The sequence below is a fragment of the Streptomyces olindensis genome (genome assembly GCF_040645895.1).
Lineage (GTDB): Bacteria > Actinomycetota > Actinomycetes > Streptomycetales > Streptomycetaceae > Streptomyces > Streptomyces olindensis.
Map to the genome: position 1 here is coordinate 1 of NZ_JBEYZD010000082.1, position 16,270 is coordinate 16,270.

At 72.1% G+C, this 16,270-nt stretch carries 14 protein-coding genes and 1 pseudogene; 7 read left to right on the top strand and 8 right to left on the bottom strand.

The genetic code is table 11. From position 1 onward, the window contains the following. Window positions 1-62: 62 nt before the first annotated feature. The 4 genes and pseudogenes from ABZ948_RS34895 to ABZ948_RS34905 all read right to left on the bottom strand — a co-directional run bounded on the left by ABZ948_RS34895 (window position 63) and on the right by ABZ948_RS34905 (window position 6,462). A complete protein-coding gene (locus ABZ948_RS34895) occupies window positions 63-1,571 on the bottom strand; it encodes a GMC family oxidoreductase (RefSeq protein WP_359766471.1) in 1,509 nt (502 codons plus the stop codon). A gap of 91 nt (window positions 1,572-1,662) precedes the next feature. Then, window positions 1,663-1,941 (bottom strand): annotated as a pseudogene (locus tag ABZ948_RS41005) (putative antibiotic biosynthesis monooxygenase); the annotation flags it as partial. Between the two features lie 90 nt (window positions 1,942-2,031). After that, window positions 2,032-3,471, bottom strand: a complete 1,440-nt coding sequence (locus ABZ948_RS34900) for an aldehyde dehydrogenase family protein (protein ID WP_359766473.1) — start codon at window positions 3,469-3,471, stop codon at window positions 2,032-2,034. Window positions 3,472-3,702: 231 nt separating this feature from the next. Next, on the bottom strand, window positions 3,703-6,462 hold the full coding sequence (locus ABZ948_RS34905; protein WP_359766475.1) for an ATP-binding protein: 2,760 nt from the start codon (window positions 6,460-6,462) through the stop codon (window positions 3,703-3,705). Window positions 6,463-6,699: 237 nt separating this feature from the next. Between ABZ948_RS34905 and ABZ948_RS34910 the strand changes: the two genes are divergently transcribed. The 3 genes from ABZ948_RS34910 to ABZ948_RS34920 all read left to right on the top strand — a co-directional run bounded on the left by ABZ948_RS34910 (window position 6,700) and on the right by ABZ948_RS34920 (window position 8,735). Next, window positions 6,700-7,437 carry a LamG domain-containing protein gene (locus tag ABZ948_RS34910; RefSeq protein ID WP_359766477.1) on the top strand — a complete coding sequence of 246 codons (738 nt, stop codon included), beginning with the start codon at window positions 6,700-6,702 and terminating at the stop codon, window positions 7,435-7,437. Between the two features lie 55 nt (window positions 7,438-7,492). Further along, complete coding sequence (locus ABZ948_RS34915) at window positions 7,493-8,029, top strand: RidA family protein (protein WP_359766479.1); 537 nt, start codon at window positions 7,493-7,495, stop codon at window positions 8,027-8,029. 151 nt (window positions 8,030-8,180) lie between these two features. Further along, the gene (locus ABZ948_RS34920; protein ID WP_435857733.1) at window positions 8,181-8,735 is read left to right on the top strand and encodes a DoxX family protein; all 555 of its coding nucleotides are present in this window, start codon (window positions 8,181-8,183) and stop codon (window positions 8,733-8,735) included. A 66-nt stretch (window positions 8,736-8,801) separates the two neighbouring features. Here the strand turns inward: ABZ948_RS34920 and ABZ948_RS34925 are convergent, their stop codons facing one another. Beyond that, on the bottom strand, window positions 8,802-9,074 hold the full coding sequence (locus ABZ948_RS34925; RefSeq protein ID WP_359766480.1) for a DUF305 domain-containing protein: 273 nt from the start codon (window positions 9,072-9,074) through the stop codon (window positions 8,802-8,804). A gap of 399 nt (window positions 9,075-9,473) precedes the next feature. Further along, window positions 9,474-10,217, bottom strand: coding sequence for an IclR family transcriptional regulator (locus ABZ948_RS34930; RefSeq protein ID WP_359766481.1), 744 nt, complete (start codon window positions 10,215-10,217; stop codon window positions 9,474-9,476). Between the two features lie 91 nt (window positions 10,218-10,308). Between ABZ948_RS34930 and ABZ948_RS34935 the strand changes: the two genes are divergently transcribed. From ABZ948_RS34935 to ABZ948_RS34950, 4 genes are read left to right on the top strand one after another with little or no spacing between them, the layout of a single operon-like run. Next, a complete protein-coding gene (locus ABZ948_RS34935; RefSeq protein ID WP_359766483.1) occupies window positions 10,309-11,424 on the top strand; it encodes a cupin domain-containing protein in 1,116 nt (371 codons plus the stop codon). Then, entirely contained in the window at window positions 11,421-12,257 is an 837-nt protein-coding gene (locus tag ABZ948_RS34940; RefSeq protein ID WP_359766485.1) for a fumarylacetoacetate hydrolase family protein, read from the top strand. Before ABZ948_RS34935 ends, ABZ948_RS34940 begins: the two co-directional genes overlap by 4 nt. Continuing rightward, on the top strand, window positions 12,254-12,961 hold the full coding sequence (locus tag ABZ948_RS34945; RefSeq protein WP_359766487.1) for a maleylpyruvate isomerase family mycothiol-dependent enzyme: 708 nt from the start codon (window positions 12,254-12,256) through the stop codon (window positions 12,959-12,961). Before ABZ948_RS34940 ends, ABZ948_RS34945 begins: the two co-directional genes overlap by 4 nt. 38 nt (window positions 12,962-12,999) lie before the next feature. Then, window positions 13,000-14,121 (top strand): NAD(P)-dependent alcohol dehydrogenase, encoded by a 1,122-nt coding sequence (locus tag ABZ948_RS34950; protein WP_359766489.1) that lies wholly within the window; start codon window positions 13,000-13,002, stop codon window positions 14,119-14,121. On the opposite strand, the gene ABZ948_RS34955 is transcribed toward ABZ948_RS34950, so the two are convergent. Both ABZ948_RS34955 and ABZ948_RS34960 read right to left on the bottom strand, forming a co-directional pair. After that, window positions 14,099-14,251 (bottom strand): hypothetical protein, encoded by a 153-nt coding sequence (locus ABZ948_RS34955; protein WP_359766491.1) that lies wholly within the window; start codon window positions 14,249-14,251, stop codon window positions 14,099-14,101. The genes ABZ948_RS34950 and ABZ948_RS34955 overlap by 23 nt on opposite strands. A 61-nt stretch (window positions 14,252-14,312) precedes the next feature. Beyond that, complete coding sequence (locus ABZ948_RS34960) at window positions 14,313-16,259, bottom strand: alkyl/aryl-sulfatase (protein ID WP_359766493.1); 1,947 nt, start codon at window positions 16,257-16,259, stop codon at window positions 14,313-14,315. Window positions 16,260-16,270: the final 11 nt, after the last annotated feature.

The window sequence follows — 16,270 nt, forward strand, 5'->3', positions numbered from 1 at the left end:
CTGCGCCGTCCTGCTCTCGCTCAGCGTCGCCCTGCCGCCGCTCACCCGTTCGGCCGACCGGCTCAGATCTGGCGTGCGATGTGTTCGGCCGCGGCGATGACCGTCAGGTTGGTGGCCACCGAGGGCACGTCCGGGAAGATCGACGCGTCCACGACCCGGAGGGCTTCCACGCCACGAACCGCGCCGAGGTGGTCGGTGACGGCGGTCGGGTCGTCGTCTGCGCCCATCGGAGCGGTCGAGGTGGGGTGGTGGTAGGTGTCCAGCGTGGCGAGCATCGTCCGCTCGATCGACTCGTCCGTGTCCGCCTCCGCGCCCGGGTTGAGCTCCTGACTGATCAGGCCGGACAGCGGTGCGGTGGCGCCGATGCGGCGGGCGAGCCTGATGCCCTCCACCATGCGCCGGCGGTCCTCGGGCTCGGCCAGGAAGTTGAGGTCGATGCGGGGGGCCGCCGCCGGGTCCCGGCTGACCAGGGTCAGGGTGCCCTGCGAGGCGGGGCGCACCAGGCCGACGGCGAGGACGAAGCCGACGCCGGTGGGGCTGGTGGAGTGGTCGAAGAGGTGGGTGGCGGTGACGTGGAGGTCGAGTTCCCCGGCGCCGGCCAGGGAGCTGGCGGTCCACACCTTGGCGCCGATGACCGGGAGGCCCTCGCCGATCCGCTCCGGGTCGGCCGCGTAGGCGTTGTAGTAGAAGGGGTGGTCCTGCAGACGCAGGCCTACGGGCAGGTCGGAGACGACCGGGATGCCGAGCGCGCCGAGGTCGTCGGCGGGACCGATGCCCGAGCGCAGCAGGATCGCCGCGGTGCCGTACGAGCCCGCCGAGAGGATGACCTCGCCCGCCCGCAGCTCGGTGCCGTCGGCCAGCACCACGCCCACCGCCCGGGGCCCGTCGAAGAGCACGCGGTCGACCAGCGTCTCGGCGCGGATCTCCAGTTCGGCGCGGACGCGGACGTCCTTGGTCAGGTAGGCCATGCCGGTGTTGATCCGCACGTCGCCGTTCACGTTCATCGGGTACATGCCCACGCCTTGAGGGTCGGGGCCGTTGAAGTCCTCGACGAACGGGATGCCGTGCGCGACGGCAGCGTCGACGAACGCGCGCTGCATGGCGCTGATGTCGTCGCGGCCGAGCTGCTTGATCGGCAGCGGGCCGGTGCGCCCGTGCAGGGCGTCATCGCCCGCGTCCGTGCTCTCCACGGCCTTGTAGACGGAGAGCAGGTCCTCGTACGACCATCCCTTGAGGCCGTGTGCCGTCCAGCGGGCGAAGTCCGAGGGCAGGGCGCGCAGCGTGCACGAGCCGTTGACGGCGGAGCTGCCGCCCAGCACCTTGCCCCGGTACGCGGCGACCGGGTGGCCGATGTAGCCGGGCTCGCTCTGATAGCCCCAGTCGTGCCCGGTGAAGGCGCCGAGCAGGCTTCGGTCCCGGACCGGAGCCGGGTATCCGTCGGGTTCGTACGACGGGCCGGCCTCCAGCAGCAGGACGCGCCGTGTGCCGTTCTCGCTGAGACGGGCGGCCAGCACGGCGCCTGCCGAGCCTCCGCCGACGATGATGGTGTCGAAACCGCTGGTGGTGGACATGGGGGTTGCTCCTTAGTGATGTTGTGCCGTCCTCGCGGATCCCCCGTTGGAGCCGGGCCTGGGGGCGGTCCGTCGGCGAACGGCAGCGACGCTACGGGCGTGAGGCGTCGTCGGAATCGGTCGAGGTATCGGTCGCACGAGTCGGGGAATCGGTCCGGTGACCGGTCACCGCGGGGCCGGTGGGCCGCAGCCGGCAGCGCAGCAGCCGACTGACGGCGGGCATCGCCAGGTAGGTCTTCGCCGCGCTGGACGGCACGGCGAAGACGGCGGTCCGTGCCGCCGGCGGGTGCCCGGTCAGGCGCGGCCCGAGCAGGCCGTTGCCGGGCAGGGAGATCCGGAAGATGCCGATGCCGGAACCGACGGCCGTCTTCCACCGGGGCGGAGTCTGTCCGGCCCGCCAGGACCGTCGGCTGCCGCGCGGTCAGGGGAACGCCGGTCACGGGGCTGTTCCTGGGTTGGATCAGGCGCGCGGAGCCGGGTGGACGAAGTGCTTTGTCTCCTGGAACTCCTCAAGGCCCCGCAGGCCGTTCAGGCGGCCCAGGCCGGACTGCTTGAAGCCGCCCTCCTCGAACTGGTCGTGCACCACGGCCCAGGTGTTGGTCCACACCGTGCCGGCCTTGATCTCCCGGCCGACCCGCAGCGGGCGGTCCACATCGCGCGTCCAGACCGACGCGGCGAGGCCGTACTCGGTGGCGTTGGCGCGTTCCACAGCCTGGTCCTCGGTGTCGAAGACCTCGAAGGTGGCGACGGGCCCGAACACCTCCTGCTGCACGATCGGCGTGCTGAGGTCGGTGACCTCGACCAGGGAGGGTCGCAGGAAGGCCCCGTCACGCTCGCCCCGGACGACGATGTCGGCGTAGGCGGCGGCGTCCGCGACCATGCGCTCGACGCGCTCCGCGTTGCGTTCGTCGATCATCGCGCCCATCTCGCTGGCCGGATCGTCGCCCGGGCCGACCTTGACCGCCTCCAGGGCCTGGGCGAGCCGTCGGCGGAGCTCGTCCGCGATGCCGCGCTGGGCCAGCACGCGGCTGCCCGTCATGCAGAACTGGCCGGCGAAGGTGGTGATCGCCTTGACGAGGACGGGCACCGTGACGTCGAGGTCCGCGTCGTCGAAGACGAGCATCGGGCTCTTGCCGCCGAGTTCCAGGGAGAGCGGCTTGAGGGTGGCCGCGGCAGACTCCATGATCTTCCGGCCCACCACCGTGGAGCCCGTGTAACTGAGGACGTCGACATCGGGGGACGAGACCAGCAGCGGGGCGCCCTCGTTGCCGGACTCGGTGAAGATGTTGAGCACGCCGGCGGGAAGGCTGCCGGTCTGCTCGACGAGTTCACTGATCAGGCCGCCCACCAGGCCGGTCTGGCCCGGAAGCTTCATGGCGACGGTGCAGCCCGCGGCGAGCGCCGGGGCGAAGGAACGCACGGCCAGCACGACCGGGGAGTTCCACGGAACGATGACGCCGGCGACGCCGGACGCCTCCCGCAGGGTCATCGAGTACATGCCGGGCCGCACCTCGGCCGCGCCGCCGTGGTCGGCCAGCGCGAGGGCGGCGTAGTAGCGCAGCTTCGGAATCGTGAGGTCGATCTCGAAGGCGGCCTCGCCCAAGACCTTGCCGTTCTCGCGGGCGAGCAGGGTGATGAACTCCTCGCGGCGGGCTTCGAGGCGGTCGGCCATCTCGAACAGCGCCTTGGCCCGCAGGTGGCGGTCACGGGCCCAGTCGGTGGTGTCGAAGGCGCGCCGGGCGGCGGCGACGGCGGCCTTCGCCTCCTCGGCACCGCCGTCGGCGAAGGTACCGAGGACCTCTCCGGTGCCGGGGTTCAGCGACTCGGTGTGCAGGGCGGAGTCGACCCACTGTCCGTCGATGTGGTGGCGGGCGTGCGGGAGGGGGGTGGAGGTAGCCATGGGGCGACGCTTCCTTTTCTCGTACGCGGGGCGCGGGCGGCACTCAGGGCCAGACCGGCCGGAAGGCAGGAACCGGGTCGGACCTGTGCAGCGCGGGCGGGCGGCTGCCGGCTGAGCGCGCTGGTCCCCGGTGGACCGGCCGGGTGGCCGGACTCGGCCACGCTACGAAGATCCACCGCTGCTGAAATCGGTCACCGTATCGGTCACCGGCACAGGCCGCTGATCAGCCCGTCAGCCGGTCATCCGCAGGTCGCCTTCGAAATCGACTCGGGCGAGGTCGGCGCGCGAGGCGATGCCGAGCTTGGGGAAGACGTTGGACAGATGGTGGCCCACCGTCCGGGGGCTGATCAACAGCTGCGCCGCGATCTCCCGGTTGGTGAGCCCTTCCGCGGCCAGTCGGGCGACCCGGAGTTCCTGCGGGGTGAGGATGCTCTCGCCGCTCTCGGGCCCCGGCCTGCCGCGGTGCAGTTGCTGACCGGTGAGTTCCTGCTCGGACAGGGCCCGGTCGAGCAGGGGTGTCGCGCCCAGGCGCCGGAACGTCTCGGCCGCCTCGGCGAGTTGGACACGGGCGTCGGTGCGGCGGCGCGAGCGGCGCAGCCACTCGCCGTACAGGAGACGGCTGCGGGCGAAGGAGAAGGGGCGGGACGCCGCGCCGGGGACCTCCAGCGCGCGCCGGAACCACTGCTCCGCGTCGGGACCGGGAGTGAGCAGAGCACGGGCGAGGTGGGCGGCGGAGCGGGCCCAGGGGGCGCTCGTGTGCTCGGCCCAGTCCCGCAGCAGTCGCGCCTGGGGTTCGGCGGCCTCGGGCTGCCCGGCACGCAGCGCGGCCTCCATGGTGTCGAGAGCGGCCAGGACGGCGAAGGTCGGGTGGGCCGCGTCGTGTCCGGGCTCGGTGAGCCGGAGCAGGCGGTCGAGTGCCTCATCGGCCCGGCCCGCGAACAGCGCCGACATGCCGAGGTACCAGTGGGCCGCCGCGCTCAGGGCGCGCACTCCGCGCGGGATGGAGTCGTCGAGGGTGTGGGCCGCGGCCTGGGTGACGGTCCGCTCGTCGCCACGCATCGCCGCCAGCCAGGCCAGGCAGTTGCGGCACTGGGAGGCAAGGTGGTCGGCGCCGATCTCCTCCGCCACCCGCAGACCCTCGGTCGCGTTCGCGGTCGCCTCGGCCCATCGGCCCTGGACGATGTCCAGGGTCGCGGTCTGGGCGAGAGCCAGCGCCAGCACACCCACCGCGTCCGTGTGCCGCAGCTCGTCGGTCTTGGCGCGCAGCGCGTCGGCCAGAGGCTGCTCCAGGCCCCAGGCCACTCCCAGCGGTGTGGGCGGGATCAGCCGCCAAGGGCTGGACGAGAGCCGGGCCAGAATGTCGTCGGTGAGCGTGGCCGGGGCCGACGCGGAGTCCGGGGTGCCACTGGTCCCGACGGTCCACCAGGTGCGCAGCACCGGCAGCAGGTCGGCGTCCGGGAACCGGCTGTGCCGAGCCAGTTCGCCGAGTCGGCACAACGCCGCGGCCTGTAGTTCGGGACGGCCGGCCGACCAGCCGGCGCGCACCGCGAGACAGCCCAGGACGAGCGCCCTGCCGGGATCGGGCAGCAGCTCCATGTCCTGCATCAGAAAGCGGTGGGCGCGTTCCTGATCCCCGCGGGCGAATTCGATCACTCCCCGCAGCCCGCCGCTGAGTTCGGCCACGGCGGACTCGGAGGACATCTGTTCCGCGCTGTGCAGCAGCTTCCGCGCCGTGCCGACCTGCCCGGCCTCCCAGGCCGCCTCCGCACCGCGGGCCAGTCGCCGTACGGCGTCACCGCTTCCGGGCGACAGCGCCGCCGCCTTGCGCAAGGCACGCGCGGCGGTGGCGCAGCCGCCACGGCCCCACGCACGCTCGGCCGAGCGCTCCAGCAGGCGGGCGACGTCCTCGTCGGCCTGCTCCGCGGCCGCGGCGAGATGCCAGGCGCGCAGCTCGTCGGCCTCGTCGCCGGTCACCGCCTCGGCGAGCGCCCGATGGGCGGCCCGGCGGTCGCAGAAGGGCGCCTCCTCGTAGACGGCGGCACAGATCAGCGAGTGCCGGAACCGGATCCGGTCGCCGTGCGCCGTGAGCAGGCCGGAGTCCAGCGCCTGCTCCCAGGCGAGGGCGTCGACGCCGAGGATGCCGCCCGCCCGGTGCAGGGTCGGGCCGTCGCCTCGGTCCTCGGCGGCAGTGAGGAGCAGCACGGTTCGGGTCTCGGGGGCCAGGGGCTCGATGCGGGCCCGGAAGGCACGGCGCAGCCTCGGCCCGACCGGGACCTGCTCGCTCAGCGGGGCGTGGGCGGAGGTGTCGGCTTCCGCCAGAGTGCAGGGCAACTCCTGGAGGGCCAGCGGATTGCCGCCCGCCGCGCGGACCGTGCGCTGGATCAGGGCCTCGTCCGCGCCGGGAGTGGCGGAGGCGGCGAGGAGGTGCCCTTCGGCATCGTCCAGTCCGCGGATCTCCAGGGACGGTACCCGCTCCCAGTTCCCCAGCGTCGGATCCGTGTGCGCGGTGACCAGGAGGGCCACCGGCTCGGCCTGCACCCTGCGGGCCACGAAGGACAGACACTGGGCCGTCGGCTCGTCCAGCCACTGCCCGTCGTCCGCCACGACGAGCACCGGACGCTCCTCGGCGAGCTCGCTCATCAGCGTCAGCACGGCGGCGCCGATCAGGAAGCGGTCAGCCGTGTCACCGCTGAAGCCCAGTGCGCCCCGCAGAGCCCGGGCTTGGGGCGGAGGCAGCGTGTCGATCCGGTCCGCGACCGGCCACAGCAACTGGTGCAGGGCCGCGAACGCCAGCTTCGACTCCAGCCGGGTGCCCCGGCAGGTGAGCACCGTGAACTCCGGCCCGGCGGCGTCGACCGCGTAGTCGAGCAGGGCCGTCTTGCCGATGCCGGGATCGCCCCACAGCACGAGGGCTGTTCCCTGCCCTGCGCGGGCCCGAGCGAGGGCCCGGTCGAGAACCGCCTGTTCCTGGTGCCGTCCAAAAAGGTCCATGTGCCGGAAAGGCTACGTGACCCACCTCTGGTCGAGGACGTCACCCCACGTGCCGTTCCGTATCGGTCACCGCATCGGTCAGCGTCGTGGCCATGGCGGTCGGCATGGGTGGTCCAGAGCGTGGATACAGCGTCACATTCTGTCACTCAGAAAAAGTTCTCCCGCTCACCAGAACACTTGGCAGTCTTGCAGTGGAGCTGACCCCCAACTCCCCGTCCAGACGGAGGTTTTCCGCACATGAAACGTCCCGGCCGACCCACGGCCTCCCGCCGCACGCTGCTCAAGGCCGGCGCCGGCGCCGCGCTGACCACCGCCGCGACCACCGGAGCCACCCTCGACAAGCCGACGAAGGGCCACACGGTGTCCGGCTATCACCTCTCGGGCGTCTCCCTGAAGAAGACCTTCTACAAGGGCCGCCCCGCTCATGTGATCACCATGCCGAGCTCGGAGTACCAGGACCCCGAGACGGAGGTCCTCACCGACCGGGACTTCATGGCCTGGCAGGAGCTCGACTTCGGCGACGGCACGATCGACGTCGACGTCGCGGGCGTCCTCGCGCCGGACGCGCCGTTCTACGCCCGGGGTTTCATCGGTGTGGCCTTCCGTATCGGCACCGACCCGGAGATGAGCTTCGAGAGCATCTATCTGCGCCCCACCAACAGCCGGGCCGAGGACCAGGTGCGACGGAACCACAGCATCCAGTACTGGGCCTACCCCGACCACCCCTTCGGGCGCCTGCGCCAGGAGTCGCCGGAGAAGTACGAGTCGTACGTCGACATCGAGCCCGACGCGTGGACGCACATGCGGATCGAGGTCCGCGGGGCGCAGGCGAAGCTGTTCGTCAACCACGCCGACCAGCCCTCGCTGGTGGTCAACGATCTGAAGCTCGGCGACCGGCAGCGCGGCGGCATCGGCCTGTGGATCGAATCGGGCACCGTCGGCTACTTCTCGCGGCTGCGAGTCAGGGAGGCCTGATCCTCGTACCGACGCCCATTCCTGGTGGCACCATCCCCCCTCATCTGGAGCAGCCATGATTGATCGTCGTCTCCTTCTCACCGGCGGCGGTGCGGCCGCTGTCGGTGCCGTCACCTCGACCGCCGTCGCGGCCGACGGCAGCCCGGCGTTATCTCCGGACGGGCAGGGCGTCCGTCCCGGAACACAGAGCGGCATCCACCACATCACCCACCCCGAGGGTCTCGCCCCGGGAGTCGGCTACAGCCACGTCGTCTGGGGCACAGGCCCCGTCGTGTCCATCGCCGGCCAGGTCGCGTTCGACGAGTCCGGCAAGGTGGTCGGTCCCGGCGACCCGGCCGCTCAGGCCCGGCAGGCGTTCGAGAACCTCCGCCGTTGTCTGCGCGCGGTGTCCGCGGACTTCCGCGATGTCCTGTCCCTGAACATCTACGTCACCGACATCGCCCACATGCCGGCGATCCGCGCGGCCCGCGACAGGGTGATCGACCCGCACCGGCCACCCGCCGCCACGGCGGTTCAGGTCGGCGCGTTGGCCCGGCCCGAACTCCTGCTGGAGATCCAGGCGCTCGCCCTCGCCGACGCGGTCACGGGATAACCCCGGCATCCAGCACGCCCACCCCCGTCGCGACCACGACCGGCAGCCATACGGCCGGCCAGGCCGGGTCGAACGGCTGGGGCACCGCCTCACGGCCCGGCTGCCCCAGCCGCACACGGCTGCCCGCTTCCCCGTAGAAAGGATCTCTCCAGTGAACCCGCCCCCTGGCACCGCCCCGGCTCTCGCCACGACGTCCACCACAGCGCTCGCCCCTCCCCGGCACCACACCTACGACACCGGCCTGTTACTGCTGCGTGTGTGCCTCGGCCTGACCATGGCCGGGCACGGCACGCAGCACCTGTTCGGCTGGTTCGACGGAGTCGGTCTGGAGGCGACCGGGAAGTCCTTCTCGGCCAGCGGCTATCCGGTCGGCGAGTTCATGGCCGTCACGGCCGGGGCCTGCCAGCTGCTCGGCGGGCTCGGTCTCGCGCTCGGCGCGCTGACCCCTCTGGCCGCGGCCATGGTGGTCGGCACGATGATCAACGCGACGGCCGCCAAGTGGGACGGCGGCTTCTTCCTTCCGACGGGAATGGAGTACGAGTTCATGCTCGCGGCGACCGCGGCGGCGCTGGCGCTGACTGGTCCCGGCGGCCTGGCCGTCGACCGATTCCTGCCCGGCCTGCGCGCCCATCGGGTGCGGTACGGAGCCGCCTCGGTGGCGCTGGGCATCGCGACAGGCGCGGCTGTCCTCCTGACGCGCACCTGAACGGGCATCGCCGTCCGGCCCCGGCCGCCGGACGGCGATGCCCGCTCCCCGCGTCCGGCCGCGCGATCACAGCCGTCTCACCGTCGCGCCGAGTGCCGTGAGCATGGCCGCCATCAGATCGAGCTCCGGCTGATGACCGGTCAGCATGCTTCGCGCCGACCGCGGTACCTGCTCCGCCCGGGCGGTCACGGCAGCCGCCTCGGACATCTTGGCACCGCCCCTGTGATGCTCGGTCATCAGCCCGAGGGACTTGTGTGCGGGACCATGCCCCATCCAGGTCATGGGCGGCTCCTGCGAGGACTTGGGCAGACCCCAGGCGTCGAGCCGGCCCAGCAGCATGCCGCGCCGGCGTGCCCACAGCGGCGACTCCCCACCTCCGCCTCGCAGCTGTGCCAGGCCCCGCTCACGTGCGCTGATGACGTGCCGTTCTGGTCCAGCTGTCCGAGGCGCCCGGGCACCGTTCGGCGCGTGCCGTGGTCTGCAGCCGCAGCGGACGCCCCCCTGGTCGACTCACTGGAGCGCCGGGGACTGGTCGCCCGGGAACGCAGCAGCAGCGACCGCCGCTCCTGGTGCGTCGTCCTCACCGACGAGGGGCTCGGGCCCCTGGACGACGCCTGGCCGCTGCACGCCGCCGGGGGTGAGAGACCACTTCGCCGCACACGCCACCCCCGAGCAGGCCCGGACCCCCGCCGACCGCGGCTCCCCACAGAGGGGGCGGTGGTCCCCGGTCGGCGGAGGTCAGGCCCGATTCTCCAACTCGTGCTCGATCGCCGAGGCCGTGGCGGACAGGGCGCTCACCCAGTGCGGGAGCCGGTCGCGGCGGAAGCGGGCCGTCGGCATGGCGAGTGCCACGGCCGCGGACAGGTTGTGCGAGGCGGACCGGACGCGGACGCCGATCGCGGTCAGTCCGGTCTCGGTCTGCTGGTCGTTGATGGCGAAGCCCCGCTTGCGGACCCGGGCCAGTTCGCGGCGTAGTCGGGGCAGGTCGACGGCGGTGTCACCGGCGTAGAGCGCGGTGAGCTCCTCGGCGGGCAAGGCGGCGAGGAGCGCCTTGCCGCCCGAGGTCAGATGGGCGCGCAGTGACCGGCCGGCCCGGGTACCCACCCGCAGGATCTGCGAGGACTCCGCCGTCGCCACGATCCGGGCCTCGGTACCGGCCTGCACGAAGAGGTTCACCGACTCCCCTGTGTCGTCGGCCAGTTCGCGCATGCGAGCGAGCGCCACCTCCCGCAGCAGCATCACCGGGGCCGCAGTGGTGACCGTGGGCCGCAGAACCCTGCCCGACTGATAACGCCGATCGGGCAGTTGCTCCGCGAAGTCCCGGTAGACGAGCATCGCCAGCAGCCGGTGCGCGGTGGACGGCGAGACCCCCAGACGTTCCGCGGCGTCGCTGACCCGCATGGGCCCCTCCTGCTGCAGCAGCGTCGCCAGGTGCAGCGCATGGTCGACCGAGGCGATCGGGTAGGGCGGCTCATTCTTCATGACAGAAAAACTTATCCCTGACAGCAGAAGCGCGGCAATGTTGCCGGTGCAAGCCGTCCCACTCGTACTGCTCAGGACTGGGAGTCCAGGCATGACCACCACCCCGTCTCCGGTGACCATCCGGACCACCGGCGGCCCAGGCCACCCCGAACCCACCCCCGAACTCCAGGCGCTCTACCGGCGGTTCGAGTCAGAACTTCTCGTGCCGCTGTGGGCCGAGATCGGCGAACTGATGCCCACCGAGCCCCGATCGAAGGCACAGCCGCACCTGTGGCGCTGGCGGAACCTGCTGCCCATGGCCGAGCAGGCCGGGGATCTCGTACCCGTGGGGCGCGGCGGTGAGCGCCGGGCCATCGCCCTGGCCAACCCGGGCCTGGGCGGGCACCCCTTCGCGACGCCGACGCTGTGGGCGGCGATCCAGTACCTCAAGCCGCACGAGGACGCCCCGGTCCACCGTCACACCCAGAACGCGTTCCGTTTCGTCGTCGAGGGCGAGGGCGTGTGGACCGTCGTCGACGGCGACCCGGTGGCCATGCGGCGCGGGGACTTCCTGCCGCAGGCCGGCTGGCACTGGCACGGTCACCACAATCGCAGCGACCGGCCGATGGCCTGGGTCGACGGGCTGGACATCCCGTTCCAGCACTACACGGAGGCCACCTTCTTCGAGTACGGGACCGACGACGTCGGCACCCGCGAGGCCCCGGAGTACTCCCGCTCGGAGCGGCTGTGGGCGCATCCGGGCCTGCGCCCGCTCACGCACCTCACGCCCTCGCCGGCCACCCCGCTGCTCGCCTACCGCTGGGAACACACCGACCGGGCCCTCGCCGAGCAGCTCGCGCTGGAGGCCGAGGGGGTCCCGGCCACCACCGAGCCGGGACACGCCGCCATCCGCTACACCAACCCGACCACGGGCGGGGACGTCCTGCCGACGCTGCGCACCGAGTTCCACCGGCTCGCGCCGGACACGGCGACCGCCGCCGTACGGGAGGTGGGCTCGTCGGTGTTCCAGGTCTTCGACGGCACGGGCGAGGTCACGGTCGGTGGGGCCCGCTGGACGGTCGAGCGCGGAGACCTGTTCGTCGTCCCCTCCTGGACCCCGCTCGGCCTGGCGACCGACACCGGCCTCGACCTCTTCCGCTTCAGCGACACCCCCGTCTTCGAACGGCTCCACCTCGACCGCACGTCCCAGGAAGGAACCCACGCATGAAGCTGGCTACCGTACGCACAGCGGACGGACTGCGCACCGCCCGAGTCGAGAAGGGACAGTACGCCGACCTCGGCCCCGGCGACGTGGGCGCCCTGCTCGCCCACGACGACTGGCGGACCCGCGCCGCGGCCCCGGGCGGAGCGACCCTGGCGGTCGAACCCACTGACCTCGCCCCGGTCATCCCGCACCCCGGCAAGATCGTCTGCGTGGGACTCAACTACCGCACCCACATCACCGAAATGGGCCGCGAGCTGCCCGAACACCCCACGCTGTTCGCCAAGTTCCCGGACACGCTCATCGGCCCCTACGACACCCTCACCCTGCCGCCCGAGTCGCCAACGGTGGACTGGGAGGCCGAACTCGTCGTGGTCGTCGGCAAGCGGGTGCGGCGCGGCGACCGAGCCGCCGCCGAGGCGGCCATCGCCGGGTACACCGTGATGAACGACGTCTCCATGCGGGACTGGCAGTTCCGCACCAGGGAGTGGCTGCAGGGCAAGAACTGGGAGGCCAGCACCCCGCTCGGCCCCTGCCTGGTCACCCCCGACGAGCTCGCCCCGGATGCCGCGATCAGCTGTGAGATCGACGGGGAGTCCATGCAGAAGTCCACCATCGCCGACCTGCTGTTCGACGCCGCCGATCTGGTCTCGTACATCTCGACCATCGTCACCCTCAACCCCGGCGACCTGATCGCCACCGGTACCACCGGCGGTGTGGGCCATGCCCGCAAGCCTCCCCGGTACCTTCAGGACGGCCAGACCCTGGTCACCGCGGTGGAGGGCATCGGCGCCCTGTCCAACCCGGTGCGGCGTGACCCGGAAGGCACCGCCGCATGATTACGGGCACACCGGCCCGCAGCCTGCGCTGGATGGCCGAGGGCCAGGCGTACTTCCTCACGCGGCTGGAGCCGGCCAGCGACGAGGAACTCCAGGGCCCCAGCCGCCTGCCCGGCTGGTCGGGCCGGCACCTGCTGTCCCACCTCGGGTACAACGCGAGGGCCCTGGGGCGGCTGGTCCACTGGGCGGCGACGGGCGAGGAGACACCGATGTACCCGGGGCCGGACGCGCGGGCCGAGGAGATCGAGGCGGGTGCGGTCTGGCCCGTGTCACGTCTGCGCGCCTTCGTCGCGGAGGAGCACGACCGGCTGGCCGCCGCCCTGAACCGGCTGACCGGTCCGCAGTGGGACGCCGAGGTCGTCACCGCCCAGGGGCGCACCGTCCCTGCGCGCACCGTCCCCTGGCTGCGCGGCCGAGAAGTGTGGATCCACGCCTGCGACCTGCCGTTCGGCGGCGACTTCGCGGACTTCCCGGCGGACTTCCTCGACGCCCTGATCGAGGACGCGCTCACTCGCCGCCGCACCGCGCAGGGCCTGCGGCTCCAGGTGCGGGCCACCGACCGGGGCAGCCGTACCGACGGCAGCACGGGCGTGGTCGAGGGCCCCGCCGCCGACCTGGCCCGCTGGCTCACCGGACGCGGCACCTCCGGACGACTCCGTACGACGGCAGGCGCACCGCTGCCCGAGCTTCCGCCGTGGCTGTGACCACGCGGGGCACGACCACCACCGAAGGAGGACCGAAGATGAACATCACCGCTGCCCTGGTGGCGGACGAGAACGCCCCTTTCGAACTCACCGAAGTTCGCCTGGACGACCCGCGCCCGGACGAGATGGTCGTCCGCATCACCGCCACCGGTCTGTGCCACACCGACCTGAGTGTGCGCCGCCAGGCCACGCCCTTCCCGCTGCCCGCCGTGCTCGGCCACGAGGGAGCGGGGGTGGTGGAGGCCGTCGGCTCGCAGGTCGGCGACTTCGCACCCGGAGACCGCGTGATCCTCAGCTACACCTCCTGCGGAGCGTGCGTCGGCTGCCGGGCCGGCCGCCCGGTCTACTGCGACCACTGGGTGCGGCTCAATCTGCTCGGCGGCGCGCGCCTGGACGGCTCGGCGCCCCTCTCCCGGCCGTCCGGGGACCCCGTCCACGGCCACTTCTTCGGCCAGTCGTCCTTTGCCACCCACGCCCTGGTGCACGCCCGCGCGGCCGTGAAGGCGCCGGACGACCTCGACCTCGACGTGCTCGCGCCGCTCGGATGCAGTGTGCAGACCGGTACCGGAGCGGTGCTGAACGTGGCCCGGCCGGAGCCGGGCAGCACCCTGGTCGTCTTCGGTGCCGGAGGCGTGGGCCTGGCCGCGGTCATGGGCGCGAGGCTCACCGCCGCCGCCCAGGTGGTGGCCGTGGACATCAACCCCGGACGCCTGGAACTGGCCCGCGAACTGGGCGCCACCCACCTGATCAACAGCGCGGAGACGGACGCCGCAGAGGCGGTCCGGGAACTGACCCGCGGGGCGGGTGCCGACTGTGCCGTCGAGACCAGCGGCCGCCCGGCCGTGCTGGAGACCGCGATCTCCTCGCTGGCGTCGGCGGGCGCCTGCGTGGTGGTGGGCGCGCCTCCGCTGGGCACCACAATTCCGGTGAACGTTCCCGACCTGCTCGGGCGGGGGATCCGCCTGCTGGGCACCAATCAGGGCGACGCCGACCCGCAGCGCTTCCTGCCGCGGCTGATCGACCTGCACCGCGAGGGGCGTCTTCCGTTCGACCGGCTGATCCACCGGTTCCCCTTCGAGGAGATCAACGAGGCGGCGGCACGGGCCCTGGACGGCAGCGTGATCAAGCCCGTCCTCGTCATGCCGCCGGTCGCCGGCTGACGTGCCGCCCCGTGCCGTGATGCAAACAGCGGTTCCCGCCGTCCAGCTTCACGTGGTCGTACGAGACCTCGCCGCCGTCGACTTCGGTCACGGACGCCGCGATGCGCTGCTTCTCTCCGTCCTCGGTCAACCTCGGGTTGTGCGCGGTGCTCGCCGTGGCGGGCGCCTTCCTCTCCTCCTGACGCTCCGGTTCATCGGAGGTTCGGGACGACGACCTCGAACGCGCCGGTGAACGTGTCGAGCAGGCCGAGCAGCGTGTCGAGGTCCGTACGGTCGCCGTCCACTCGTGCGGTGTCCTTCGCAAGCAGCTCGTCGAGGGTGGCCGCGCCGTACGCGAGGTCGGCGAGTGCGGCGTGGCGGATACGCAGGGTGCCGGTCGGCGTCTCGGTGAACGGCGGCCGCGCGTACCGCAGGATGCCGTTCTCGACGATCAGCAGGTATCGGTCTTCGGTCTGGCCGGGACGGTCGCCGCTGATCACGAGCCCGATGCGGAGCCGGGCCGCCGCGGCGCGCGGGCCGTTGAGGCGGATGGCCAGGTAGTCGAGGATCATCTCGGGAGTCATGCCGGTCACGAGGTCAGGGCTGGCGCCGCCGAGGGGCCGCCCGCTCGGGGTGCCGTGGCGCAGTTCCTGGGCGCCGACGAGGTAGAAGTTGCGCCAGGGCGCCGCCTCGGCCAGGTAGCCGAGCTGTTCGAAGACATCGGCCTGGAGCAGGCGTGCGGGTCGGTGGTCGGGGTCGGCGGCGAGGGCGTGCCCCAGCAGCTCGGCGGCCCATCGGTCCTCACCGGCGTCGTGGGCGGTGCGCGCATGGTCGACTACGGTGTCGATTCCGCCCATCAGCTCGACGTAGCGGCGGCCGGCCTGGGCGGGCGGCAGCGGGTCCAGATTGGCCGGGTTGCCGTCGAACCAGCCGAGGTAGTGCTGGTAGACGGCCTTGACGTTGTGGCTGGTGGCGCCGTAGGTGCCGCGATTGGCCCAATAGGCGTCAAGCGGTTCGGGCAGCTCGATCAGCTCGGCGATCTCGTTGGGCGTGTAGCCGTGATTGGCCAGGCGGAGCGTCTCGTCGTGGAGGTAGCGGTACAGGTCTCGGTGCATGCCCAGCAGCTCGGCGATCTGCTGCTGCCCCCAGACCGGCCAGCCATGGCCGATGAACATGACGTCCGAGGCATCCCCATACAGGCGCAGCGCCTCGTCGATCGCGTCGCTCCACGCGACGGCGTTCCGCACCGGGGCACCGCGCAGGGTGTACAGGTTGTGCATGTGGTGGCTGATCAGCTCGGCCATGCACAGCGCCCGGCGCTCGGGCAGATGGAAGTTCATCTCGGCGGGCGCCTCGGTGTCAGGCACGTACTGGAAGACGAACCGCACGCCGTCGAGCACCAGCTCCTCACCGGTACGGGTCACCTCGTGCGTGGGCCGGATCAGCGACTTCCGGCCGGTCGCCACGGCGGCGCAGCTGCCGTTCATGACATGCCCGCGGGCGCCCTTCGGCAGCGCACCACCGAACATGAAGCCGGAGCGGCGGCCCATCGCGACACCGGCCGAGACGTTCTCGCTGACGGCGTGCTCGTAGAAGCCGACGGGAGCCACCACCGGAACCCGCCCGGCCCGGACGTCCGCCTCGTCGACGACTCCCTTGACGCCGCCGAAGTGGTCGATGTGGCAGTGCGTGTGCACGACGGCGGTGACCGGGCGGTTGCCGAGGTGGCGGCGGACCAGGTCCAGGGCGGCCGCGGAGCTCTCGACACAGGTGAGCGGGTCGATGACCACATACCCCCGCTCGCCGGCCACCACGGTCATGTTCGCGGCGTCGTAGCCGCGGACCTGGTAGACGCCCTCGGTGACCTCGAAGAGACCGTGGTTGCGGTGCAGCTGAGCGATGCGCCACAGGCTGGGATGCACCGTTGCCGGCGCCTGGCCGTCGACGAAGTCGTACGTCGTCAGGTCAAAGACCACCCTGCCCGTGGAGTCCCGGATGACCGGGGGCTCGATGGAGGCGATCCGGCCACGCCGCACATCCTCGAACGCCCGCCGGTCTTCCCACGGCAGTCCGGCCACCGCGGCAGCGTGCCGTCCGGTCGTGGTCGAGCCGGCCTCACGTGCCGCACTGTCGGCGACCGGGTCGGGCAACTGCACCATCGTTCTCTCTC